The sequence below is a fragment of the Nocardia sp. NPDC056611 genome (assembly GCF_042792755.1).
Lineage (GTDB): Bacteria > Actinomycetota > Actinomycetes > Mycobacteriales > Mycobacteriaceae > Nocardia.
This window is the reverse complement of the sequence record NZ_JBHTVV010000003.1, coordinates 309,640-334,345: the sequence shown is the minus strand read 5'-3', so window position 1 is coordinate 334,345 and position 24,706 is coordinate 309,640. Positions and strand designations below refer to the sequence as shown.

Sequence of the window (24,706 nt, the reverse complement as noted above, 5' to 3'; positions counted from 1 at the left end):
AGGTCGGAAGAGGAAGGGAGGTGGGGGAATTCAGTCGAGCTCGTCGATGAGCGCGTAGAGCTCGTCGTCGGTCGCCGCGTCGAGATCGCCCTCGAAGCCGGTGTCGGCGGTGACCAGGCTCAGCAGTTCCCGCAGCCGGGCCGCGATGGCCGCGGCCTGGCCGGTGTCGGTGTCGGTCAGCGCGGCCGTGATGGACGGGCGCAGGCCGTCGATCAGTTCGAGCACGGGCACTTCGGTGGCGCCGGTGTCGAATCCGAGCTGCCCGGCCAGGTGTTCGGCCAGGGCCGCCGGGTTGGCGTGATCGAAGATCAGCGTGGCGGGCAGCGCCAGGCCGAGCGCCTTGCCGAGATCGTTGCGCAACTCGACCGCCATGAGCGAGTCGAAGCCGAGCTCCTGGAAGGACCGGTCCCGGGTGACGGCGGAGTCGTCGTCGTGGCCCAGGGCCGCGGCGGCGCGGGCCCGGACCAGATCGGCGAGCGCCTGGATGCGCGCGTCCGGGTCGAGTCCGGCCAGCCGGGCCGTCGGATCCGGTGCGGCCGAGGCCGCCGCGGCGGCGCGGCGCGCCTTGGTGCGCACCAGTTCCCGCAGCGGCGCGGGCACCCCGGACTCGTTGGCGCGCAAGGCTTCCTGATCGATCCGGGTCACCGCGAGCACCGGTTCCCCGGTGCGGACGGCGGCGTCGAACAGGTCCAGGGCCGCGGCCGGGTCGAGGGGCAGCAGGCCCGAGCGGGCGAGCCGCCGCAGGTCCACGTCCTCGAGGTGGCCGCTGAGTTCGCTGCTCCCGGCCCACAGGCCCCACGCCAGCGAGGTCGCGGGCAGGCCCTGGGACTGCCGGTGTTCGGCGAGACCGTCCAGGTAGGTGTTGGCGGCCGCGTAGTTCGCCTGCCCGGCGGTGCCGAGCAGGCCCGCCACCGAGGAGTACAGCACGAAGGCCGCGGGCCGGTGGGCCAGGGTGAGTTCGTGCAGGTGCCAGGCCGCGTCGAGCTTGGGCCGCAGCACCCGGTCGAGCTGTTCGCGGGTGAGGGCGGTGACGACACCGTCCTCGGTGAGGCCCGCGGTGTGCACGACCGCGCCGATGGTGCGGTCGCCGATGGCGGCCGCGAGCGCGTCGCGGTCGGTCACGTCGGCGGCCACGATGGCGACCCGCGCACCGAATTCGGCCAGCTCCGAGCTCAATTCGGCCGCGCCCGGGGCGGCGGGGCCGCGGCGGCTGAGGAGCAGCAGGTCCCGGGCGCCGTGCTCGGCCACCAGGTGGCGGGCCAGCAGTGTGCCCAGGGTGCCGGTGCCGCCGGTGATCAGGACCGTGCCGCGCGACCAGTCCGGGGTCTCCCCCGCCACCTGCCGCATCCGCTCGAGGCGGGGCGCGAACAGTTCACCGTCGCGCACCACGACGTGCGGTTCGCCCGTCGCGGCGGCCCGGTCCAGGACATCGCGCGAGCGTTCGGACTCGTCGATCTCGACGACGGTGACCCGGCCCGGGTTCTCCGCCTCCGCCGACCGGACCAGGCCGCGGATGCCCGCGTGGCCGAGTTCGCCCGCGGCGGTGACGATCGCGAGCCGCTCGCCCTCGGACTGCGCGAGCCAGTCTCGGACGGTCTCCAGGGTGGCGTGCAGCACGGCCTTGGGCGAGCCGGTGGGCGCTTCGATGATCTGCACACCGACGCCGTCGCCCCCGGTCCGCACGGGCCGCAGCCGGGGCACGAGCAGCCCGTCCACCTCGGTGGCGGCGGTGACGGCCGTGCGAGCCCGCAGGACCAGCGAATCGACGGTGGCCACCGGCGCTCCGGCCGGATCGTCGGCGTACAGCGATACCCGCAGCGCGTCGGTTCCGGCGTCCTCCAGGTCGATGCGCACCCGCAGCGCGGTCGCTCCGGTCGCGTGGATCCGCACGCCGCTCCAGGCGAAGGGCAGCCACGAGCGGGCCGGCTCGTCGGTGACGCCCGGCAGCAGCGCGTGCAGCGCGGCGTCGAGCAGGGCCGGGTGCAGGTCGACGTGGTCGCCGTGCCGGGCCTCCGGGAGTTGGACCGCGACGAACAGGGATTCGTCGGTGCGGCGCACCCGCTTCAACCCCTGGAACGCGGGACCGTACTGGTAGCCGAGGTCGTGCAGCCGCTCGTAGACGCCGGTGAGGTCGAGCTCGGAGTCGTCGATCGCGCCGACCGTGCCCGCGGCGCGGTCCTCGGTGCGGGCGACCACGAATCCGCCGGCGTGCGTGACCCATTCGCCGTCGTCGGTGCGACGCGAGTGGACCTCGGCGCTGCGGCGGCCCAGTTCGTCGGGCAGCCCGATGCCGACCTGGACGGTGGTGCCGCCCGGCGGCAGCACCAGCGGCGCGCCGATGGTGAGTTCGGCCAGCTCGTCGCAGCCGACCCGGCCCGCGGCGTGCAGGACCATGTCGACCAGCGCGGTGCCCGCCACGACCGGCAGCCCGTCGAGGGCGTGGTCGGCCAGCCACGGCACGGACTCGACGCCCAGGCGCGTGGTGAAACGCACCTCGTCGCGATTCGCGATCGGGACGGCCGCGCCCAGCAGCTGGTGGTCGGCGGCCCCCAGGCCCAGCTCCGCGAGATTCGGTGTCCGGCCGGTGGGTTCGAGCCAGTACCGCTTGTGCTGGAACGGATAGGTGGGCGCGGCGACCCGGCGGGCACCGGTGTACAGGCTGTCCCAGTCCACGCGGTGGCCGCGCATACCCGCGATCGCCACCGCCGCCGTCAGCGTCTGGCGCTCCGAACGGCCGCGACGCAGCACGGGCGCGGCGAAACCGTCGGTGGCGGTGAGGGTCTGCTGCGCCAGCGCGGAGAGCACCCCGTCGGGCCCGATCTCCACGAAGTCGGTGACGCCGGCGCTCTCGAGGTAGCGGATGCCGTCGAGGAAGCGCACCGCGAGGCGGATGTGGCGAACCCAGTACCCGGGGTCGGTCACCTCCTCCACGGTGGCCAGCGTTCCGGTGACGTTGGAGACCAGGGGAATGGTCGGCGGCCGGAAGTCCAGATGCGCGATGGCGCGGTGGAATTCGTCGAGCACGTCGTCCATGTGCGGGGAGTGGAAGGCGTGACTGACCGGCAGCTGCCGCACCTTGCGGCCGCGTTCGCGCCACAGCTCGGCGACCGCGGCGGCCGCGTCGGCGTCACCGGAGATGACGGTCGAACGCGGGCCGTTGATCGCGGCGATCACCACGGCGTCGCCGTGCCCCGCCAAGTCCGGGGCCAGCTCCGCCTCGGTGGCCTCGACGGCGATCATCGCGCCGTGCGAGCGGGCCGCCTGCATGAGCCGTCCGCGCGCCGAGACCAGCGTCGCGGCGCCGGCCAGGTCGAGCACCCCGGCGGCGTGCGCGGCGGCGACCTCGCCGATCGAGTGCCCGGTCAGGTAATCCGGTCGCAGACCGTGACTTTCGACGGTCCGGTACAGGGCCGTCTCGACGGCGAACAGCGCGGCCTGCGCGAAATGCGTCTGGTCGAGCAGCGCCGAGTCGGCGGAGCCCTCCGGAGCGAACAACACCTCGCGCAGCGGGCGCGCCAGACCGGGGTCCAGCAGCGCGCAGATCTCGTCGAAGACCTCCGCGAAAACCGGTGTGGTCTCGTACAGTTCGCGGCCCATCCCGAGCCGCTGACTGCCCTGACCGGTGAACAGCATGCCCAGTGTGCCGCGCGATCCCCGCCGCGCCCGGGCGACGGCGGTGTTCGGCCGGTCCGCGGCGAGGTCGTCGAGGGCCCGGGCCAGCTCGGCGGGCTCACCGGTGATGGCGGCGCGCACATCGTGCCGCGCGCGTCCGGTCGCCAGGGTGAGGCCGATATCGGCCGGGCGGGCTTCGGTTTCGGCCAGGTGGTCGCGCAGCCGGGCGGCCACCTCCCGTAGTCCGGCGTCGTCCTTGGCGGACAGGATCCACGGCACCGGCTGCTCCGGCGCGACCGCGACGGCGGTCCGCGGGGCGGGCTGCTCCAGGATGACGTGCGCGTTGGTGCCGCTGACACCGAACGACGACACACCGGCCCGGCGCGGCTGCCCGGTCTCCGGCCACGGCCGCGCCTCGGTCAGCAGCCGCACCGCACCCGACGACCAGTCCACGTGCGGGCTGGGCGTTTCGGCGTGCAGGGTGCGCGGCAGCACGCCCCGGCGCATCGCCTCGATCATCTTGATCACGCCGCCCACGCCCGAAGCCGCCTGCGAGTGACCGATATTCGACTTCAACGATCCGAGCCACAGCGGCCGGTCGTCCGCGCGGTCGCTGCCGTAGGTGGCGAGCAGCGCCTGCGCTTCGATCGGGTCGCCCAGCCGGGTGCCGGTGCCGTGCGCCTCCACCGCGTCCACCTCGGCGGCGGACAGTCCGGCGTCGGCCAGCGCCGCGCGGATCACCCGCTCCTGCGCCGGGCCGGAGGGCGCGGTCAGGCCGTTGGACGCGCCGTCCTGGTTGACCGCGGTGCCGCGCAGCACCGCCAGTACCTCGTGCCCGGCGGCGCGTGCGTCGGAGAGTCGTTGCAGCACGACCAGTCCCACGCCCTCGGACCAGCCGGTGCCGTCGGCGTCGGCGCTGAACGCCTTGCAGCGGCCGTCGGCGGACAGGCCGCGCTGCCGGGAGAACTCGACGAAGGTGTTCGGGGTGGACATCACGGTGACGCCGCCGGCGACCGCGAGATCGCATTCCCCGCTGCGCAGCGATTGCGCGGCCAGGTGCATGGCGACCAGCGAGGACGAGCAGGCGGTGTCGACCGTGATCGCGGGACCCTCGAAGCCGAAGGTGTAGGCCAGGCGGCCGGAGATCACGCTGGACAGGTTGCCCGCCAGCAGCAGGCCCTCGAATTCGCCCGCCGCGCCCTGCACCCGGATGGCGTAGTCGTCGTACATGGCCCCGGTGAAGACGCCGGTGCGGCTGCCGCGCAGGGTCGCCGGGTCGATGGCCGCGTATTCCATTGCCTCCCAGGCAGTTTCGAGCAGCAGCCGCTGCTGCGGGTCGGTGGCCGTGGCCTCGCGCGGGGAGATGCCGAAGAAGTCCGCGTCGAACAGGTCGGCGTCGTAGAGGAAGCCGCCGTTCTTGGTCGAGGAGGTGCCCGGACGTTCGGAGCGCGGATCGTAGAGCTCCTCCACGTTCCAGCCGCGGTTGACCGGGAACTCGCCGATGGCGTCGACACCGTCGGCGACCAGCTGCCACAGGTGGCCGGGCGTGCGGACGTCGCCGGGATAGCGGCAGGCCATGCCGACGATCACGATCGGATCGTCCTGGGCGGTGCGGGCTTTCACCGCCACCGTGGCGGCGGGCTGCTTCGGCCGGAGCAGTTCCCCGAGGTGGGTGGCCAGCGCGGTCGGCGACGGGTGGTCGAAGACGACGGTCGCGCCCAGGGTGAGGCCGGTCTCGGCGCCGATCCGGTTGCGCAGTTCGAGCCCGGCCAGCGAGTCGAAGCCCAGTTCCCGGAAGGCGCTGTCGGCGTCGAGGCCGGAGGCCGAATCATGGCCCAGCACCGCGGCGCTCACGCCCAGCACGTACTCCAGCAGCGCGTCGGCGCGCCGGTCGTCGGCGAGGGCGGTCATGCGGTCGGCCCAGGCGCCGCCCGCGGTCCGATTCCCCCGGCGCACGGGTGCGCGCAGGATGGCCGGGGCGGCCGCGGCGGGCACGCCGTAGTCGATGGTCGCCGCGACCACGACCGGTTCGGGGCTGCCGAGCGCGGTGTCGAACAACGCCAGGCCCGTCTCGACGGTCAACGGCGGTGCGCCCAGGCGCTTCCAGCGCTCGATATCGGCCGCGGACAGACCCGTCCCCATGCCGACCGAGGTGTCCCACAGACCCCACGCCAGCGAGCGGGCGGGCAGGCCCGCGGCGGCGCGATGGGCGGCGAGGCCGTCGAGGTAGGCGTTGGCCGCGGCGTAATTGCCCTGTCCCGCCGTGCCGATGGTGCCCGACAGCGACGAGAACAGGATGAACGCGTCGAGATCCAGGTCGGCCGTGGCCCGGTGCAACTGCCAGGCGGCGTCGACCTTCGGGCGCAGCACGGTATGGATCTGCTCGGCGGTCAGCGTGTCGATCATGGCGTCGGCGAGCGTGCCCGCGGCGTGCACCACCGCCCGCAGCGGGCGGTCGGCGGGGACCGCGGCGAGCACCCCGGCGACGGCGTTCGGGTCGGCCATATCGGCCGCGAGCACCTCGACGGTCGCACCGGCGGCGCGCAGGTCGGCGGTCAGGTCCTCCGCGCCGGGGGTGGCCGGGCCGCGGCGGCTGACCAGCAGCAGGTGGCGCACACCGTGTTCGGCGACCAGGTGGCGGGCGAACAGCGCGCCGAGGCCGCCGGTACCGCCGGTGATCAGCGCGGTGCCGTCGGCGCGGATCGGCGTGCCGGTGAATTCGGCTGTGCGCGTGGCGACCCGGGGGATGTGCAGCGCACCGTCGCGGACGGCGAGCTGGGCTTCCCCGGAGGCGGCTGCTCGGTGCGGCCACTCCCCGATCTCGTCCTGCGCCGGGATGTCGAGCACCAGCACCCGTCCGGGGTGTTCGCTCGCGGCGACGCGGGCGAGACCCCATACCGCGGCGCCGGCGAGGTCGTCGACCCGCTCGCCCGCGGTGGTGGCCACCGCGCCACGGGTGACGAGGACGAGCGGCGAGCGTGCCTGGGCCAGGTGGCGCTGGATCGATTCGGTGGCCAGGATCGTGGCCGCGTGCACCTGTTCGGGAGTGTCTCCGGGGTCGAGGACGAGGGTCTCGACTTCGGTTCCGGTGGAGTCGGATTCGGGCAGCGGCTGCCAGGCGAGGGCGTACAGCGGCGGCCTGGCGACCAAGCCCTCGACGGCGGTGGGCCGGAAGTCCAGCGCCCCGATGACGGCGACCGGGGTGCCGTCGTCGGTGGTGACGGTGATCTCGGCCGACGTCGGGCCGGTGCGGATCAGGCGGGCGCGCAGTGCGCTCGTGCCCGGAAGGCTCACGCGTACAGCGGAGAACGCGTAAGGCAGCAGCATCTCCCGGGGCCCGGCGGCATCGGCCAGGTCCAGCACCAGCGGGTGCAGGACGGCGTCGAGCAGCGCGGGATGGAGGCCGTAGCGACCGGCCTCGTCGATACGGGCGTCGGGCAGCCGGACTTCCGCGAACAGCGCGTCGTCGGTGCGCCACCAGCGGGTCAGGCCGCGGAAGGCGGCGCCGTACTGGTAGCCGAGGCCGGCGAGCCGGTCGTAGGCGTGCTCGATCGGCTCCTCGACGGCATCCGGTGCGGGCCACTCGTCGCCGAGGCCGGGGGCGGGCGCGGCGGCGAGGTCGAAGAAGCCGGAGGCGTGCCGCGACCAGGGCGCGTCCTCGGCGGTCCGGGCGTGGATCGTGAAGGGCCGCCGCTCGTTCGCTCCGGCGGCGCCGGCGATCAGCTGCACCTCCACCGAACCGGCCAGCGGCAGTGCGGCTTCCACCACGACTTCGGAAACCTGTTCGGCGCCCAGCAGATTCGCCGCGGTGACGGCGAAGTCCACGAAGGCGGCGGCGGGCAGGATCGGCGCACCGGCGATGACGTGGTCGCGCAACCAGCCGTGTTCGGCGGTGGTCAGGGTGCCGCTGAAGAGCACCTCGTCGCGGTCCGCGCGATCGACCCGGGTGGTGAGGATCGGATGCCCGGCGGCGGGCCGCTCGGTGCCGCCGCGCAGCCAGTAGCTGCCGCGCTGGAACGCGTAGGTCGGCAATTCGACCGGGGCCGACGGTGATTCGACCAGGGCGGTCAGGTCGGCGGGCGCGCCGTGGACGTGCGCGGTGGCCAGACCGGTCACGAAGGTGTCGTCCTCGGGGCGGCCGCGGCGCAGCAGGGGCACCGCGATCGACGCCGGGGTCGCGAAGGATTCACGGGCCATGGCGGTGAGCACGGCATCGGGGCCGATCTCCACGAACAGTCGAATGTCGTCGTTCTCGAGGGTGCGCACGGCGTCGAGGAAGCGCACGGTGCCGCGCAGCTGACGCACCCAGTAGTCGGGCGAGGTGAGATCGGCCTGCTCGGGTGAGAGCGCGGACACCATGGGAATCACGGGGTCGGTGAAGGACACCGACTCGGCGACGGCCCGGAACTCCGCCAGCGCGGAATCCATGTGCGCGGAGTGGAAGGCGTGACTGACCCGCAGCGTGTGCGTGCGATGACCGGCGGCCCGCCACCGCTCGGCGACGGCCTCGGCGGCGTCGGTGTCACCGGAGATCACCACGGAGGCAGGTCCGTTCACCGCCGCGATATCCACCGCGTGCCCGTCGAGCGATGCGGCCACCTCGTCGGCGGGCGCGCCGATGGCGATCATCGCCCCACCCGCTCGCGCCGCCTGCATCAGCCGACCGCGCGCGGCCACCAGCTTCGCGGCATCGGCCAGTCCGATACCACCGGCGACGTGCAGCGCCGCCAGCTCACCGATCGAATGACCGGCCACCGCATCGGGAATCAGGCCCAGCTCGCGGCACAGCGCGGCGAGCGCCACCTCCACCGCGAACAGGGCGGGCTGGGTGTACTCGGTCCGGTCCAGGGCGTCGATGTCGTCGCGAACGACCTCGCGCAGCGGCAGTGCCAGCCACGGGTCGAAGGCCGCGCACACCGCGTCGAAAGCCGCGGCGAACGCCGGGTAAGCGGCATAGAGCTCCTGACCCATACCGAGACGCTGCGCACCCTGACCGGTGAACAGGAACGCGGTGCGCACAGCACGTGTGGCCCGTCCCGACACCAGCTGCGGCGCGTCGATTCCATCGCGCAGGGCAACCAGACCGGACCGGAGATCCGCGGGCGTGCGGCCGACCACGACCGCGCGTTCGGGCAGCAGCGCCCGGGTCCGCACCAGCGAGTGCGCGAACGCGCCGACCGATGCGTCCGGCCGCGCGCCGAGGAACTCGTCCAGCTTGCCCGCCTGCGCGCGCAGGGCCTGCCGGTCCCGGCCGGACACCAGCCACGCCACCGGCCGCGCGGCCGCGCTCGCCGCGAATGTGGTTGCCCCGGACGGGGCTACCGCGAGAGCGTTCTCAGATCCAACGGAGGTGGATGGGGTGGGCGCGACGGCGGCCACCCCGGTTCCGGGCGGCGCGGCTGCGGCGACCACGGTTCCGGTCGGATCGGAGGTGTCCGCGGGGAATGCGGCTGCCGGGGAGTTGGACTCGGCCTCTTCGAGGACGAGGTGGGCGTTGGTGCCGCTGATGCCGAAGGAGGACACGCCGGCCCGGCGCGGGTGGGCCCCGCGCGGCCAGTCGCGCCGCTGGGCCAGCAGTTCGATGCTGCCCGCCGACCAGTCGACGTGCGGGGTGGGCGCGTCGAGGTGCAGGGTGCCGGGCAGCACGCCGTGCCGCATGGCCTGCACCATCTTGATCACACCGGCCACACCGGCGGCGGCCTGCGCGTGGCCGATATTGGATTTCAGCGATCCCAGGTACAGGGGTATGCCCGAGTCACGCTGTGCGCCATAGGTCGCGAGCAGGGCGTCGGCCTCGATGGGGTCGCCCAGCGCGGTGCCCGTGCCGTGGGCCTCCACCGCGTCGACCGCCCCGGCGGTCAGCCCGGCGTCGGCGAGGGCCGCGCCGATCACGCGCCGCTGCGCGGGACCGTTGGGCGCGGTCAGGCCATTGGACGCGCCGTCCTGGTTGATGGCGGTGCCGCGAATGACACCGAGCACCCGGTGGCCATTGCGGCGCGCGTCGGAGAGCCGCTCCAGCAGCAGCACGCCCGCGCCCTCGGCCCACGCCGTACCGTCCGCGCCGGCCGCGAACGGCTTGCAGCGGCCGTCGGGCGCGAGGCCGCGCTGGCGCGAGAACTCCACGAACATCCCGGGATTGGCCATCACGGCCGCGCCACCGGCCAGCGCCAGGGCGGACTCCCCCGCGCGCAGCGAGCGCACCGCGAGGTGAATGGCGACCAGCGACGAGGAGCACGCGGTGTCCACGGTCAGCGCCGGGCCGAGCAGGCCCAGCTGGTAGGCGATGCGACCCGACATCACGCTGTTCGCGGTACCGGTCAGCACGTAGCCCTCGGTGCCCGCGGCGGGCGTGTGCATGCGCGGGCCGTAGTCGGAGGCGGTTGCGCCGACGAACACGCCCGTGCGCGAACCGGCGAGCGACTGCGGATCGATGCTCGCGTGTTCGATGGCCTCCCAGGAGGTTTCGAGCAGCAGTCGCTGCTGCGGGTCCATGGCCAGGGCCTCGCGCGGCGAGATGCCGAACAGGGCCGCGTCGAACTCGTCGGCGTGCTCGAGGAAGCCGCCGAGCCGCACGTAGCTGCCGCCGGGCCGGTCCCCGTCGAAGAGAGCCTCGTCCCACCCGCGGTCGGCCGGGAATTCGGTGATGGCGTCGATGCCGTCGGCCACCACCCGCCACAGGTCGTCGGGTCCGGCGATGCCGCCCGGATAGCGGCAGGCCATGCCGACGATGGCGATGGGCTCGTCACCGGCGGCCGTGAACGTCTCGGCCGCACCATCGTTCGCGGTGCCGGTGAGCGCGGCGTTCAGGTAGTCGATCAGGGCCCCGGGCGTCGGGTAGTCGAACAGCAGCCCGCCGGGCAGGCTCAGGTCGGTGGCGCGCGCGAGCGCCTTGCGCAGCTCCACCCCGAGCAGGGAATCGAACCCGAGGTCACGGAAGCGGGCGTGGACGTCGACGCGTTCGGTGGCGTCGAAGCCGAGCACGGCCCGGATGTGGCCGGTGACCAGCGCATCCACGTCGATGTCCGCCACCGCGGGAGCGGCGACCGCCACCTCCGCCGGGGCGGGCGTGGCCGTCACCGGGGCGACAGCGGGCACCGCCGCACCCCCCAGGAGCGGATACCGGCGGCGCTGGAACGGATACGTCGGCAGGTCCACGACCCGCGCACCGGACCCGGAGAACAGTGCGGGCCAGTCGATCCGCATACCTCGGGCGAACAGCTGCCCCGCAGCGGTCACGATGGTGGCGGGTTCGTCGCGGTCCGGGCGCAGGGCCGGGACGGCGGTGATCCGCTCGGCGTCGACGGCCGCGTCGGCGATCATGGCCGAGCACACCCCGTCTGGACCGAGCTCGAATACCTTTGTCACACCGTAGGTTTCGAGCGTGCGGACGGCGTCCGCGAACCGGACCGGCTGCCGGATGTGCTCCACCCAGTAGTCCGCCGACGCCCACTCCCGCGCGGGTCCCCCGGTCACCGAGGACACCGCCCGCAGAGCCGGCTGCGCGAAGGTCAGGGTCCGCACCACCGCCGCGAACTCGTCGAGCATCGGCTCCATGAGCGGCGAGTGGAAGGCGTGGGAGACAGTGAGCCGCTTGGTCTTCCGTCCCATGGCGGACACCAGGGCGGCGACCTCGACCGCGCCGCGCTCCGGTCCGGCGATGACGACCGCGCGTGGCCCGTTGACGGCGGCGATCCCCAGTTCGGGCAGTCCGGCCAGCAGTGGCGCGACCTCGTCCTCGGTGGCCTCCAGCGCGATCATGGCCCCGCCGCTCGGCAGCGCCTGCATGAGCCGTCCGCGCGCCGCGATCAGGGTGGCCGCGTCGGCGCGCGACAATACCCCCGCCACGTGCGCCGCGGCGATCTCACCGATGGAATGCCCGGCGACGAAATCCGGTGCGACACCCCAGGATTCGACCAGCCGGTACAGCGCCACCTGCAGCGCGAACAGCGCGGGCTGCGCGTAGCCGGTCTGGTCCAGGTCCTCGCCGGTGGCGATGAGGTCGCGCAGCGGGCGGTCCAGGACCGGATCCAGATGCGCGGCGATGGCGTCGAATTCCGCGGCGAAGACCGGGAATTCGCGGTAGAGGTCCAGGCCCATCCCGATCCGCTGCCCGCCCTGCCCGGAGAACACCACCGCCGACTCGCCCGGCTCGACCGAACCGGTCACCAGCTGCGGCGCGGGCAGCCCCGCGGCGAGCGCCTCGAGCGCGCGCTGCCGGGCCGGGCCGTCGCCCGCGGCGACCACGGCGCGGTGGTCGAACGTCGCCCGGGTGGTGGCCAGCGACCAGCCCACATCGTCGAGATCCGGCGAGGTGAGTTCCGCGAGCCGCTTCGCCTGGTCGGCGAGCGCTTCGGGCGTGCGCGCCGAGAGCACCCACGGCACGACCGCGAGCGGACGGCCCGCCTCGGCCACCGGCTCGTTCTCCGGCGCTTCACCCACCACCAGGTGGCAGTTGGTGCCGCCCATGCCGAACGAGCTCACCCCCGCGACCAGCGGCACAGTGGGCTCGGGCCACCCCGAAAGCCCGGTCTGCACAGCGAGATTCAGCGCACCGAACGGGATCGCGGGATTCGGGTCCGAGAAGTTCAGGCTCGGCGGTAGCTGCCGGTTCCGCAGGCACAGCAGCACTTTGAGCAGTCCGGCCAGCCCGGCCGCGCCCTCCAGGTGCCCGATATTGGTCTTCACCGAGCCGATCGGCAGCGGCCGGGTCCGCCCCGGCCCCAGTACCGCGCCGAGCGCGGCCGCCTCGATCGGATCGCCGACCGGCGTCCCGGTGCCGTGGGTCTCGACGTACTGGACCTGCGCCGCGGACACCCCGGCCCGCCGGTACGCCTCCCGCAGGACCTGTTCCTGGGCGGCCTGCCCGGGCACCGTGAGTCCCTCGGTCGCGCCGTCGTTGTTGACCGCGCTGCCGTGGATCACGCCGTGGACGCGGTCACCCGCCGCGATGGCGTCGGCCAGCGGCTTCAGCAGCAGCGCGACCGCGCCCTCACCGCGCACGAAACCATCGGCGCTCGCGTCGAAGGCCGCGGAGGTGCCGGTGGGCGAGAGCCCGCCGAAACGCTCGGTCGCGACCGCGGTCGCCGCGGACAGGTTCAGGTTGACGCCGGCCACCAGGGCCGTGGACGCCTCGCCGGCACGCAGGCTCTGGCAGGCCAGATGCACCGCCACCAGGGCCGAGGACTGCACCGAGTCGACGGTCAGGCTGGGCCCGTGCACGCCGAGGAAGTAGGAGACCCGGTTGGCGATCACGCCGCGGCTGGCGCCGGTCAGACTGTGATGGGTGATGGCGTCCTCGGGCAGGGTGCCGAGCAGCGCGGCGTAGTCGTCGCGGTGGGTGCCGACCAGCACCGCGGTGTCGCCGCCGCGCAGCTGCTCGGGCCGGGTGCCGGCGTCTTCCAGGGCTTCCCAGGCGAGTTCGAGCACCAGCCGCTGCCGCGGGTCCATCGCGGCCGCCTCGCGCGGGGAGATCCCGAAGAACGGCGCGTCGAAGCCCTCGACATCGGCCAGGAACGCGCCGCGCCGCTCGGGACGGTCGCCCGCCCCGGCGTACGCGGCGCGGTCGTCGGGCCAGGAGGAGATGGCGCTGGTGCCCGAGCTCAGCAGTTCCCAGAACTCGGCGGGGTTGCCCGCGCCGGGTAGGCGGCACGCGAATCCGATGACGGCGATCCCGGCATTATCGGTGGCGTTGATGGAACTCAAAATGGCTCTCCCCCTTGCCTATTCGGCACGTGGTGTGGAAGTGACGCCATCAGAAGGCGTGATTTCAACGTAGCCGTGCGATCGGAACAGGTTGGTAATCCGTTGGTAATTCAGTTATTTCGACCACACCGCGGTGCCGGTGGCCCGTTCACGGATCTCCGCGTGCAGCGCGGCGACATGCTCGTTGATGAAGAAATGGCCCCCGCGAAACTCGCGCAACTCGAACCCACCGTGCGTGTGCGTCCGCCATTCGGCCATCTCGGCGACGGTGGTCTTGGGGTCGATGTTCCCGGTGAACGCCGTTATCCCGCAGCGCACCCGGGGCCCGTCGGTCCACCGGTAGCGTTCGATGGCCCGGTAGTCGCCACGGATGACGGGTAGCACCATGGCGGCGATCTCCGGATCGGCGAGCGCGACGGCGTCGGTCGCGCCCAGGCGGACGACATCGTCGAGCAGCTCGGCGTCATCGGCCAGGTAGGTGCGCTCGTCGCGGCTGGTGGCGGGGGCGCGCCGACCGGAGACGAACAGTTCGGTGAGCCGGGTCCCGGACCGTTCCAGTCGCAGCGCGACCTCGAAGGCGAGGATCGCGCCCATGCTGTGCCCGAAGAACGCGGTGGGCCGGTCCAGCCACGGAAGCAACTCCGCGGCAATGTGATCGGCGAGCCGGTCGATATCGTCGACGACCGTTTCGGTGCGGCGTTCCTGGCGGCCGGGATATTGCACGGCGAGCACGTCGATTTCGGGTGCGAGGGCCTGCATCCATTGGAAGAAATAGCTCGCGGCTCCGCCCGCGTACGGAAAGCAAACCAATCGGTGCGGGGCGTCGGGCGCCGGACCGAATCGGCGAATCCACGCGTTCGGAGAAGGGTTGCCGGACAGACGTTTTTCCATCACACGAATTCCCTTGTCGTATACCGAACGGTTTCGCGCCGGGCGCCGGGAAGGGGTACCCGGTGCCCGGCGCGAACCGATCAGGAGAAGTGTCAGCCCATCAGGCCCAGCTGCTGCGACATCTCGAAGTTGTCGTAGCTGATGCGCCAGTAGCTGATGAGGCCGTCACGGAACTCGTAGGTGTCCATGCCCTCCAGATCGAACGTGCGCCCGGTGGCCGCGACCGGCTCCTCCGGGTGCTCCGGCGGCCAGCCGGAGATACCGCCGGACAGGGTGCCCGTGCCGTGCCACGGCACCACGATGCGGTTGCCGTCCAGGGACACCAGCGGCGCGCCGGTGGCCTCGAACCGCATGTCCGGGAACGCCTTGTAGGTGATCTGGGCGAAGAGGCGGAAGTCGTCGTGCCCCTTGCTGAACCGGCCGAACATGGCCGGGTCCTCGACCAGGATGTCGTCGGTGCACATGGCCAGCTGCGCGTCGATGTCGGCGGAGTTGACCGCCTTGTACCAAGCGCCCATGAAGTCGCCGATGGTGTCGGCGTCGGGCAGCGCGCCGCCCAGCCCGGCGCGGGCCTTGCGGTAGCGGTCGTCGAAGTACTCGATCTTCTCGAGCGATGTCATCGGATGCCTCCAGGGTGATCCGGTAGTGCGGTCAGTTGTCGCCGCGAACGGCCAGGGCGTGGGTGAAGTGGCCGCGCGGATCCCACGTCGCCTTGATCTCGCGCAGGCGCGGCAGGGCAGCGCCGAAGTACAGCTCCTGCCACGGAATCGGCGCGGTGTGCAGCGCTGGGTCCAGCGGATCGGTGTCGGTGTAGTTCAGGACCGCGCCGTCGTTGGCGCCGCCCCGTCCCGGCACTCCACCGGTCGCGGCGTAGACGTCGGCGTAGAAGCGGCGCAGCCAGGCCAGCTGGGCCGCGTCCTCCTCCGGCGTCGCCCACATCACGATGTAGAGCATCTTGATGATCGAATCCCGCTGCGGGGACGCGGTTTCCGCGGCCTCGACGGTGTTGACGTGACCGCCGTACCCGGCGATCTCCACCAGGGTGGCGGGGTTGTCGAACGCCGGATCGGTGAGGTTGCGGTACAGCGCCGCCACCTGGTCGGCGGGCAGCGCGGTGCGCAGGTAGGCCGACTTGGCCTTGAAGCGCCCCTTGCCTTCCCAGCCGTCGCCGCCCAGATCCGCCCACGCGGTGACGTGGGAGATCCACTCGACCCGCTTGCGCGCGTCGACCCGGTAGGTGATGCCGGCGCCCTCGGCCATGGCGGCCAGGAACTCGTCGAGCAGCCGGTCGGCGTCCGGGGTGGCCGCGTCGATCTGCGAGGACATCAGGAACTCACCGGCCGAGATGTGCCGCGGCTTCAGCGCGCTGAACAGATTCACGTACGGCGAGTCGACGCCCGCGTGCTTCTCGTGCCAGGCGGTGAAGGTGGTGAGCAGCTTGCCGAACGCGTCCTCGGTCAGCTGATCCCAGGACCAGACGACCTCGGAGACGATCAGTTCCCGTGGAGCCGAGGGCAACTGGTCGGCCGGCTCGGCGCCCGTCGCGCCGGGCGCGCGCAGCCAGAACTTGGTAACCAGCCCGTAGGTGCCGCCACCGCCGCCGGTGTGCGCCCACCACAGGCCCCGGTTCGGGTCGTCGGCCCGCCGGGTCGCCACGACCTTGCGGGCCTTGCCGTCGGCGTCCGCGACGACGACCTCGACGGCCTCGAGGTAGTCGACGAGATGCCCGAACTGACGCGACAGCGGACCGTAGCCCGCGTTGGTCATCTGCCCGCCCAGCGCGACCGGCGGACCGATCCCGGCCGGGACGGTGACCTGCCAGCCGTCGTACAGCTTCTGGTACAGGTCGGCGGTGCTGACGCCGGGGCCCACCGCGAACGCGGACAGCTCGGCGTCGTAGTCGACCGAATTCAGTTGCGACGCACTGATGATGACCTGGATGTCCGGGTTGACGATCAGGTCCTCGTAGCACGCGCCACTGCTCTGCAGCGCGAACCGCACGCCGCGATCGAGCACGTGCTGCACCGCCGCCACGGCCTCGTCGGCCGTCTTGGGCAGGAGCACGTACTCGGGCGCGCCACTCCATCGGCCGTTGAAGCTGGCCGCGAGCACGCCGTAGCGCTCGTCGTCCGGGGTCACCCGTTCGACGTCGAAGGTGTCGATCATGGTGTGTCTCTCCTTCTGTCCGTTCAGGCGATCGGCGCCAGGCGGGCGCCCTCCGCGTCGCGAATCTCGAGGCACACGTCGCGCAGGGCGACGATCAGCCGGTCGATATCGGACGTGGTGAGGTGGACCGACGGCTCGAACCGCAGGGTGTAGACCGCGCTCGAGGTGGGGAAGGTGCGAATGTTGTGCTCGCGCAACAGGAAACCCGAGACGTAGTAGCCGAAGAAGCCACTGCCGTCGAGTTCCCGCAGCACCTGCGAGTCCGCCTCGGCCAGGTTCGCGAACTCGAGGCCGGCCATCAGGCCGCGGCCGCGTACGTCCGCGATCACGGTCGGGAACTCGGCCCGCAGCCCGCGCAGTGCGGTCAGGAGCTCCGAACCCCGTTGCGCCGCCGTGCGATACACCTCGCCGTCGTTCGCCTCGAGCACGCCGAGCACCTTCTCCGCCATCAGGCAGGAGAAGCTGTCCTTGGCGAAGGTCGAGCTGTGCATCATCTCGAAGTCGCGCAGGTACCGCGACTCGCGCACCAGCAGCACCGCGGCCTTGGCGATACCGCCGCCCAGGCTCTTGGCCATGGCGTAGTAGTCGCCGCGCAGACCCAGGTGGCTGCTGGACAGGAACGCGCCGGTCCGGCCCATTCCGGCCTGGATCTCGTCGACGACCACCGGGATGCCGAGGTCGGCGGCGACCCGGTTGACGTCCTTGGCGAATTCCACCGGCACCTCGTGGATGCCGCCCTCGCCCAGGATCGGTTCCAGCACCAGGGCGCAGAACACCGGGAACGACCGCGGCGTCACGCGCACCCGGCCGTCGGCGATCTCCAGGTCGTGCAGGTCGCGCCGCTCGGCGGCGACGATCTCGTCCAGCGCGCCGGGCTGGTCCATCGGGACGAACCGGGCCTGGGCAGCCAGCGCCGAGAACACCGACCGGTAGATCGGGTTGTAGGTGAGCTGGACGCTGCCCGCGAGCTTGCCGTGGAAGGATCCGACGGGGCTCAGGAACAGCGGCGTGCTCGCGAACAACGCGTCGTTGTGCGCGGTCGCCGCGGCCACCAGGGCCTCGATGTCGCCCGACGCCCGCCCGTCCGCGACGGCGGCGCGCGCGGCCTCGACATTGGCCTCGAGTTCGGCCCGCAGCCCGGCGATCCGCGCGAAGCGTTCGAACTCGGCGTGCTTCATGGCGGCCTCGATGGCCTCCGCACCACTGTTGGCGAAGATCGCGAAGTAGTTCTCGTCGTCGTCCAGCTCGCGCCGGATGATCGAATTCAGCTGGGACACCACGCGATTGGCGTACGAGTGGCGTGAGAACTGGGCGTGGATCGGCGTCTGACCGGCCAGCAGTTCGCGGGCGTGCTCGATCAGCTCGGGATTGCTGTGCCCGAGCAGCGTCGAACCGTAGCCGCCGACGAAGTCGAGGACAGCGATCTCCTGACCGTCCTTGCGGTAGTACAGGGTGTCGGCCTCACCGCGGGTGTACTCGACATCGAGCCCGGCCGTGGCCAGCACCCCGAGCAGATACGGTTCGGCGTAGTCCTGTGCGTTCTCGATCGTGGTCATCGGCTCTGGACCTCTCCGGCGCGCACCAGGTTCAAGATCTCTCCCGCAACGGTTTCCGGCGCCTGCTGCGGCTGCCAGTGCGAGGTCTTCTCCAGCGTGACCAGCCGGTACGGGCCAGTGACGTGCTGGGCGGTCTCGGTGACCGCGAGCTTGCTGACGGCGGTGTCGGTGACGCTCCAGACGAAGGTCGTCGGGACGGTCACCGGGCCGAAGCCGAACGGCTCGCCGAGCAGGTTGTTGGCGCGGTACCAGTTCAGCGCCGCTTCGAGCACGGCCGGGTCGCTGTGCTTGGTGACGTAGCGGCTCACCTGTTCCGGGGTCAGCACACCCTCCCCCGCCTGGGCGAACCACGCCCACAGCTGGGCGGCGTCGTCGGCGAGGAACTGCGCGCCCGAGTCGGCCGACATGAGGAACTCGACGTATTGCGAGCTGTGCTGCTGCTCCTCGTCGACCCGGTAGGCGTGCTGGTAGGCGTCGAGGTGCGGGATGGCCAGCGCGACCAGGCTGCGCACCCGATCCGGGTGGCGCGCACCGAGATACCACGCGACCGCGGCGCCCCAGTCGTGACCGACCACGTGCGCGGACTCGACGCCCAGCGCGTCCAGGATGCCGAGCGCGTCGGCCACCAGTTTCGGCAGCGCGTAGTCGGCCACCTCGGCCGGCCGCGCGCCGTCGGAGTACCCGCGCTGATCCGGCGCGATGGTGCGCAGCCCGGCCTCGTGCAGGATGGGCGCCACCTCGTTCCAGGACTCGCGGCTGTGCGGGAAGCCGTGCAGCAGGAGCACGGCCGGGCCGTCGGCGGGACCGGCGACGTCGACGTCGAAGGTGAACTCGCCCAGGCTGATTCGTTCCACGGTCATGACTACTCCGCGAAGATCTTGGCTTCGAGGGCCGGCTCGTGCAGCACCGTGGCGGGATCGGCCAGGCCGATGACACGCTGGTAGGCACGCGACACGTCGCCGTCGCGGGCGGCCGCGTCCTGGACCTTGGCGATGAAGGCGTGCGCCTCGAGGATCTCCGGGGTGCGCTCACCCTGGACCTCGGGGTAGCTCAGGTCGGCGCCGATCGCCATGTCCCAGCAGCCGTCGATGGCCTCGGCGGCCAGATCGCGGAAGTAGGCCAGCGGATCGATCTCACCGTCGGCCTGGACGTGCTTGCGCAGCACGGCCGAACCCATGGCGGCGACCGTCATGCCCTGCGCGTAGCTGGGGTTGAAGCTGGCCACCGCGTCACCGATCACCAGGAAGCCGGCCGGGAAGGCGGTCATGCGCTGGTAGTGGCGGCGCAGGTTGGTGGGGAACTTGTAGGCGACCGGGTCGTTGAGCGGCACCGCCTGCTGCAGCGTCTCGTAGATGTCCGGCGCGGCAAGGGTCTTGATGAAGGCCAGGAAGCCCTCGGGATCGGTCGGCGGGTGGTCGCCGAGGATGCCGTAGGCGGTCACGATGGCCCGGCCGCCGTCGATCTTCTGGCAGATGCAGCCGCGCGGCACACCGGCCGAGGCGACGGTGTTGATCGAGATGTCGTCGCCGAACGCCTCGTCCGGGATGCGGTAGTACCGGGTGGCGTACCCCATGCCGATCTTGTGCTTCTCCTCCTCGACGCGGCCGAACTCGAGGTCGTCGAGCCACACCGAGGCGCGCGAACCGCGACCCGAGGCGTCGACCACCAGGTCGGCGGGGATCAGGGTCTCGTGCGAGTTCTCCGGGAACACCCACACACCGGCGATCCGCTTGCCGTCCTCGACCACCTCGAGGCGGCTGATGTCGGACTGCTCGGCCAGCTCCACGTTCGGCAGCGCCAGCACCCGCTCACGGATGTGGCCCTCGAAGAACGGGCGGCTGGCGGTCAGGCAGACCAGGCCCGAGTCCACCTGAACCAGCTTCTTGCCGTTGATGATCCAGCGCACGTCCTTGGACGCGTCGCCGATGGCCGCGCCGTCGGCGACCATCTTGTCGGTCAGGCCGGGGAACAGCTCCTCGGCGATCTGCTGGCCGCGCGAGAGCAGACCGTGCAGGTGGTGGCCCTGCGGCAGGCCGCGCCGCAGCAGGTTCGGACCGGTCAGGTGGTCCCGGTCGACAAGGGTTACCCGCTCGTACTTCTCGGCGAGCACGCGGGTGGCGAACAAACCGGCGAGCCCACCCCCCAATACGACGGCGCGGTTCTCTCCACGGGTGGTCATGGCCTGTCTCCTCTGCTCGTACCGCTCGTGCCAGTGGCTCACCGCCCGTTCGCGCGCGGCCACGGGGTGAACGTATCCACGGGCGGCTCACCGACCGGTCATCGTCGAGACACTGGGCACGAATAGTGCTGGTACGAGCCGCTTTTCGAGGGTCTGGCTCAGTCCGCGCGGCGCACGTCGAGCACCGCCTTGCCGGGGACCCGGCGGCTCACCAGGGCGTCGGCGGCGCGCAGGTGGTCGGTCCAGTCGCCGCGCCAGCCGATGGCCAGATCCAGCTGCCCGCGCTCGGCCAGGCCGACCAGTTCGGCGAGCTCGCCGCCGAGCGGGGTGCCGATGACGAAGGTCTCGATCCGCGCGCGATCGACCCGCATGCGGGCCTCCTCGAAATCGATGAGGGTCGGCTGCTTCGAGGCCTTGCCGACCGCCACCACCGTGCCGCCGGTCTCGAGCCGCAGATAGGCGTCGGCCAGCTGCTGGCCGCCGACATTGTCGACCGCGCCGAAGACCCGGCCGCGCAAGGCCGCGGGACCGAGGATCACCTCGGTCGCACCCAGCTCGACCAGACCCGCGCCACGGGCCGGACTGCCCACCGAGGCAACGACTTCGGCACCGGCGAGGTGCGCGAGCTGCACCGCGAACCGGCCGACGCCACCGGACGCGCCGGTCACCAGCACCCGGCGTCCGGTGATGTCGCCGAGCCGCCGGATCGCCTGCAAGGCGGTGACCGCGGCGACCGGAAGCGCCGCTGTCGCACCGAGATCCAGCGTGTCGGGCACCAGGGCCAGTTCCGCGGTGTCGACCGCGCGCTGCTCGGCCCAGGCGCCGCCCCAGCCGAAGGTCACCACGCGGCTGCCCGCGGGCGGACCCGAGCCGTCGGCCGCGGGAACCACGACGGTCCCCGCGGCGTCCCAGCCCGGAATCGTGCCGGTCGGCAGGTCCGGGACCCGGAAGGCGACCTCCCCGAAATTGAACGAGAACGCGGCGACGTCGATCAGCGCCTGCGACGGTCCCGGCGTCGGGGCGGGCGCGTCGCTCAGGCGCAGCATGTGCGGGGCGGCCTGGTCGTGGACGAGTGCCTTCATCTTCAGTGCTCCTCTTCTCAGGGGATCGGCGGACATGGTCCGGGCGCACGGCCGCCCCGATTCCGTCCCGGCCGGGATCGGAAATCGGGGCGGCCGTTGCGAATTCAGTTATGGGTGACGCTGCCCGGGGCCGGTGAGCGACTCGTCCCGGGGCCAGGAGTCACTCAGCCCAGGGTCGGGTAGTCGGTGTAGCCGACGTGGTCGCCGCCGTAGAAGGTGGCCTCGTCGGGGGTGTTGAACGGGCCGCCGGCCTTGATGCGGGCGTCCAGGTCGGGGTTGGCCAGCCACAGGGTGGCCAGCGCGACCGCGTCCGCCACACCGGATTCCAGCGCCTGCTTGGCGGCGTCGACCGACGCCGGGAACGCCTCGGGGGTGGCGTGCGGGTTCAGGATGATGCTGTTGGAGAAGGCCGCGCGCAGCTTGGTGGTCAGCTCGCGGTCGCCGCCCTCCATGATGTGCACGTAGGCGATGTCCAGGTCGGACAGCTTGGTGAGCAGCTCGACGTACAGCGGGGCCGGGTCGGCCTCGACGATGTGGTTGAACGGGTTGCCGGGCGAGAGCCGGATACCGGTGCGGTCGGCGCCGATGGCCTCGGCGACCGCGGCCACCACCTCGGTGACGAAGCGGATGCGGTTGGCGATCGAGCCGCCGTAGTTGTCGGTGCGCAGGTTGGTGTTGTCGGCCAGGAACTGGTGCAGCAGATAGCCGTTCGCACCGTGGACCTCGACACCGTCGAAGCCGGCGGCGATGGCGTTGCGCGCGGCGGCCACGAAGTCGGCGATGGTGGTGGTGATGTCCTCGGCGGTCATCTCCCGGGGCTCCGGGTGGTCGATCATGCCGTTGGGGGTGAACAGCTGCTCACCGGAGACCACCGCGGACGGGGCCAGCGGCAGCGCGTTGTCCGGGTACAGCATGGGGTGGCCGATGCGGCCGCAGTGGGTCAGCTGCGCGATGATGCGGCCGCCCGCCTGGTGCACGGCGTCGGTGACCTGGCGCCAGGCCTCGGTCTGGGCCTCGTTGTGCAGACCCGGGGTCAGGAAGTAGCCCTGGCCGATGACGCTGGGCTGGATGCTCTCGCTGATGATCAGGCCGGCACTCGCGCGCTGCGTGTAGTACTCGGCGGTGAGCTCGGTGACGAGCCCATCCAGGGTGGCCCGGTTGCGGGTCATCGGCGCCATCACCAGACGGCTCGGCAGCTGCAACTGACCGATCGAGACCTGCTCGAACAGAGTGCTCACCTTGTACTCCTTGCTGGATCGAGTCGCGCGCCGGACTGGTGCGCGCAATTACTTGATTGGATCAAGCACCATGCTGGCACATGTGATTTATCCAATCAAGTACCTTCGTCAAGTCTTGGCTTAGAATTTTCTGCATGGCAGTACCGGCAGGTCCCGTGAGCACATCCACCGACGTCGAGCGCGTGATGTTCGAATTCGTGGACGCCTACAACCACGCCTTCGAGGACGCCGCCCGCGACCAGGGCATGAGCATGGCCCACGCCTGTGTGCTCGGCCGGGTCGGCACACCCCGCGGAATGGGGGAACTGGCCGAGGAACTCGGCTGTGACGCCTCCAACATCACCCAGATCGTCACCCGGCTCGAGGCCCGCTCCCTGGTCCTGCGCCAACCCGACCCCGACGACCGGCGCTTCCGGCGCATCCAGCGCACGCCCGAGGGCGAAGCCGTCAACGACGCGTTCGAGGACTCCTTCGACTTCCCCCGCCGCGCGGTCGCCAATCTGACCCCCGACGAACAACAGCAACTGGCCGACCTTCTTCGCAAAGCACTCACCCCGCCCTGGTAACCACACCGGCGACGGACCCACCGAACTCACTGCGGCCCAACGCTACCCGCGGGCAAACACCCTGATCAATGCGTGACGATCTCACGCGCGCCGCTCTGACCTGCGCGAATGCTTCCTGATGTCCCGACGATGACCGGGCGATGACGCTCGCGGCGATAGTTTCGCCGCGGACGTGTCGTGGACACGTCGAACACGGAAGCTGCACAAGGTATTCGGAGGCGCGCGGTGACCAGTCAGCAAGAGGACATCACAACCCGGGAACCAGCACCGGAACCATCGGGGGATGCGTTCGGGCACATCGAGGTTCGCGGCATCGACTTCGTTCCCCCGCAGGAGCGCCGCGGCACGCCGCGTGAACTGTTCACCATCTGGGCGGCGTCCAATGTCGCCTACATCTACATCGTGCTGGGCGGCACGGCGCTGCTGCTCGGCCTGTCGCTGTGGCAGGCGCTGGCGGTCGTGGTGCTGGGCAACCTGTTCTGGCTCGGCGTCGGCGCGCTCGCGGTCAGCGGCCCGGCGGCGGGGACGCCCAGCGTGGTGATCATGCGCTCCATGTTCGGCATTCGCGGTAACCGGCTCTTCGGCGCGGGGCTCAACTGGCTGATCGCCATCTCCTACGAGGCGATCAACCTGTCGTTCGGTTCGCTCGCGGCGTTCGCGCTGGCCGGGCATCTGGGCGTCACGGTGTCGACGCCGGTGAAGCTGGTGATCGTCGCGGTCATGGCGGTCGCGACCTTCACGATCAGCATCTACGGTCACGCGACGATCGTGCGGCTCAGCCCGTTCTTCACCGCCGCCCTCGTGCTGTGCTGTGTGCTGCTGGGCGTCTTCGTGTTCGGCCACGCCACGTTCGATTACGTTCCCGCGCAGCCGCTCACGGGTTCCTCGCTGTGGTCGGCGCTGCTGGTCGGGGTGGCGCTGGTCGCGTCGGCTCCGCTGTCGTGGACCGTCGGCGCGGACTACGCGCGCTACCTGCCGGAATCGGTGTCCAAGCGCGCGGTGATGGGGTGGACCGCGCTGGGCGGGTTCGTGCCGGCCGTCGCGCTGGGCGTCATCGGCGTCATCGCCGGGACCAGCGTCGACATGACCGATCCCCAGACCTCGCTGAAGGGCATCCTGCCCGGGTGGTTCTACCCGGTGTTCCTGGCCGTGATCGTCGTCGGCGCGATCACCACCAACGTGCTCACCACCTACTCGTCCGGCCTGTGCCTGCAGGGACTCGGCGTGAAGATGCGGCGCTCGCAGACCGTGTTCATCGACGGCGTGCTCGGCGGCGCGATCACCTTCTACGCGCTGTTCGTCGCCGAGGACTTCCTCGCGACCCTGAGCCGGTGGCTGGAACTGACCGTCGTGGTGCTGGGGCCGCTGGTCGCCATCTACGTGACCGATATCGTGTTGCGCCGCAACCGGTATGACGGCGTGTCGCTCAACGACGAACACCCCGGCAGCGCGCAGTGGTACACGGCGGGCTTCAACCTCGCCGGTGTCACGGCCATCATCGCCGGCGGCATCTCGGCGGGGCTGTGCATCCACACCACCTCGTGGGAGGGGCCGGTGGCCTCGGCCCTCGGCGGCGCGGATCTGTCTGCGCTGGCCGGGCCGGCCGTCGCGGCCACCGTCTACGCGGTGCTCAGCCGCACGCTCTACCGCTCGCGGATCGCGGCGGCCGAGATCAACGTGTGAACAACCGGCGGGTCGCGGCGCCTGTCGGTGA

The 24,706-nt window shown here is 71.7% G+C and carries 11 protein-coding genes; 2 read left to right on the top strand and 9 right to left on the bottom strand.

The features are described 5' to 3' along the window. Positions 1 to 30 precede the first annotated feature (30 nt). The 9 genes from ACFRAQ_RS18050 to ACFRAQ_RS18010 all read right to left on the bottom strand — a co-directional run bounded on the left by ACFRAQ_RS18050 (position 31) and on the right by ACFRAQ_RS18010 (position 22,426). Positions 31 to 13,314, bottom strand: a complete 13,284-nt coding sequence (locus ACFRAQ_RS18050) for an SDR family NAD(P)-dependent oxidoreductase (RefSeq protein WP_379100875.1) — start codon at positions 13,312 to 13,314, stop codon at positions 31 to 33. Positions 13,315 to 13,428: 114 nt separating this feature from the next. After that, a complete protein-coding gene (locus ACFRAQ_RS18045) occupies positions 13,429 to 14,205 on the bottom strand; it encodes a thioesterase II family protein (RefSeq protein ID WP_379100873.1) in 777 nt (258 codons plus the stop codon). A 92-nt stretch (positions 14,206 to 14,297) separates the two neighbouring features. Then, on the bottom strand, positions 14,298 to 14,825 hold the full coding sequence (locus tag ACFRAQ_RS18040) for an ester cyclase (protein WP_379100870.1): 528 nt from the start codon (positions 14,823 to 14,825) through the stop codon (positions 14,298 to 14,300). A 31-nt stretch (positions 14,826 to 14,856) separates the two neighbouring features. Continuing rightward, a complete protein-coding gene (locus tag ACFRAQ_RS18035) occupies positions 14,857 to 16,371 on the bottom strand; it encodes an FAD-binding oxidoreductase (protein WP_379100868.1) in 1,515 nt (504 codons plus the stop codon). Positions 16,372 to 16,394: 23 nt separating this feature from the next. Beyond that, positions 16,395 to 17,927 carry an aspartate aminotransferase family protein gene (locus ACFRAQ_RS18030; protein ID WP_379100865.1) on the bottom strand — a complete coding sequence of 511 codons (1,533 nt, stop codon included), beginning with the start codon at positions 17,925 to 17,927 and terminating at the stop codon, positions 16,395 to 16,397. After that, a complete protein-coding gene (locus ACFRAQ_RS18025) occupies positions 17,924 to 18,787 on the bottom strand; it encodes an alpha/beta fold hydrolase (RefSeq protein ID WP_379100862.1) in 864 nt (287 codons plus the stop codon). The genes ACFRAQ_RS18030 and ACFRAQ_RS18025 overlap by 4 nt, the downstream gene beginning before the upstream one ends. Before the next feature lie 2 nt (positions 18,788 to 18,789). After that, positions 18,790 to 20,106 carry an FAD-dependent oxidoreductase gene (locus tag ACFRAQ_RS18020; protein WP_357284315.1) on the bottom strand — a complete coding sequence of 439 codons (1,317 nt, stop codon included), beginning with the start codon at positions 20,104 to 20,106 and terminating at the stop codon, positions 18,790 to 18,792. A 158-nt stretch (positions 20,107 to 20,264) separates the two neighbouring features. Next, positions 20,265 to 21,188 (bottom strand): zinc-binding dehydrogenase, encoded by a 924-nt coding sequence (locus tag ACFRAQ_RS18015; RefSeq protein ID WP_379100858.1) that lies wholly within the window; start codon positions 21,186 to 21,188, stop codon positions 20,265 to 20,267. A 164-nt stretch (positions 21,189 to 21,352) separates the two neighbouring features. Beyond that, a complete protein-coding gene (locus ACFRAQ_RS18010) occupies positions 21,353 to 22,426 on the bottom strand; it encodes an alkene reductase (protein WP_379100855.1) in 1,074 nt (357 codons plus the stop codon). Positions 22,427 to 22,560: 134 nt separating this feature from the next. Between ACFRAQ_RS18010 and ACFRAQ_RS18005 the strand changes: the two genes are divergently transcribed. Further along, entirely contained in the window at positions 22,561 to 22,992 is a 432-nt protein-coding gene (locus ACFRAQ_RS18005) for a MarR family winged helix-turn-helix transcriptional regulator (RefSeq protein WP_379100852.1), read from the top strand. Between the two features lie 225 nt (positions 22,993 to 23,217). Further along, positions 23,218 to 24,675: a purine-cytosine permease family protein gene (locus ACFRAQ_RS18000; protein WP_379100850.1), complete on the top strand. Its 1,458-nt coding sequence runs from the start codon at positions 23,218 to 23,220 to the stop codon at positions 24,673 to 24,675. Positions 24,676 to 24,706 lie beyond the last annotated feature (31 nt).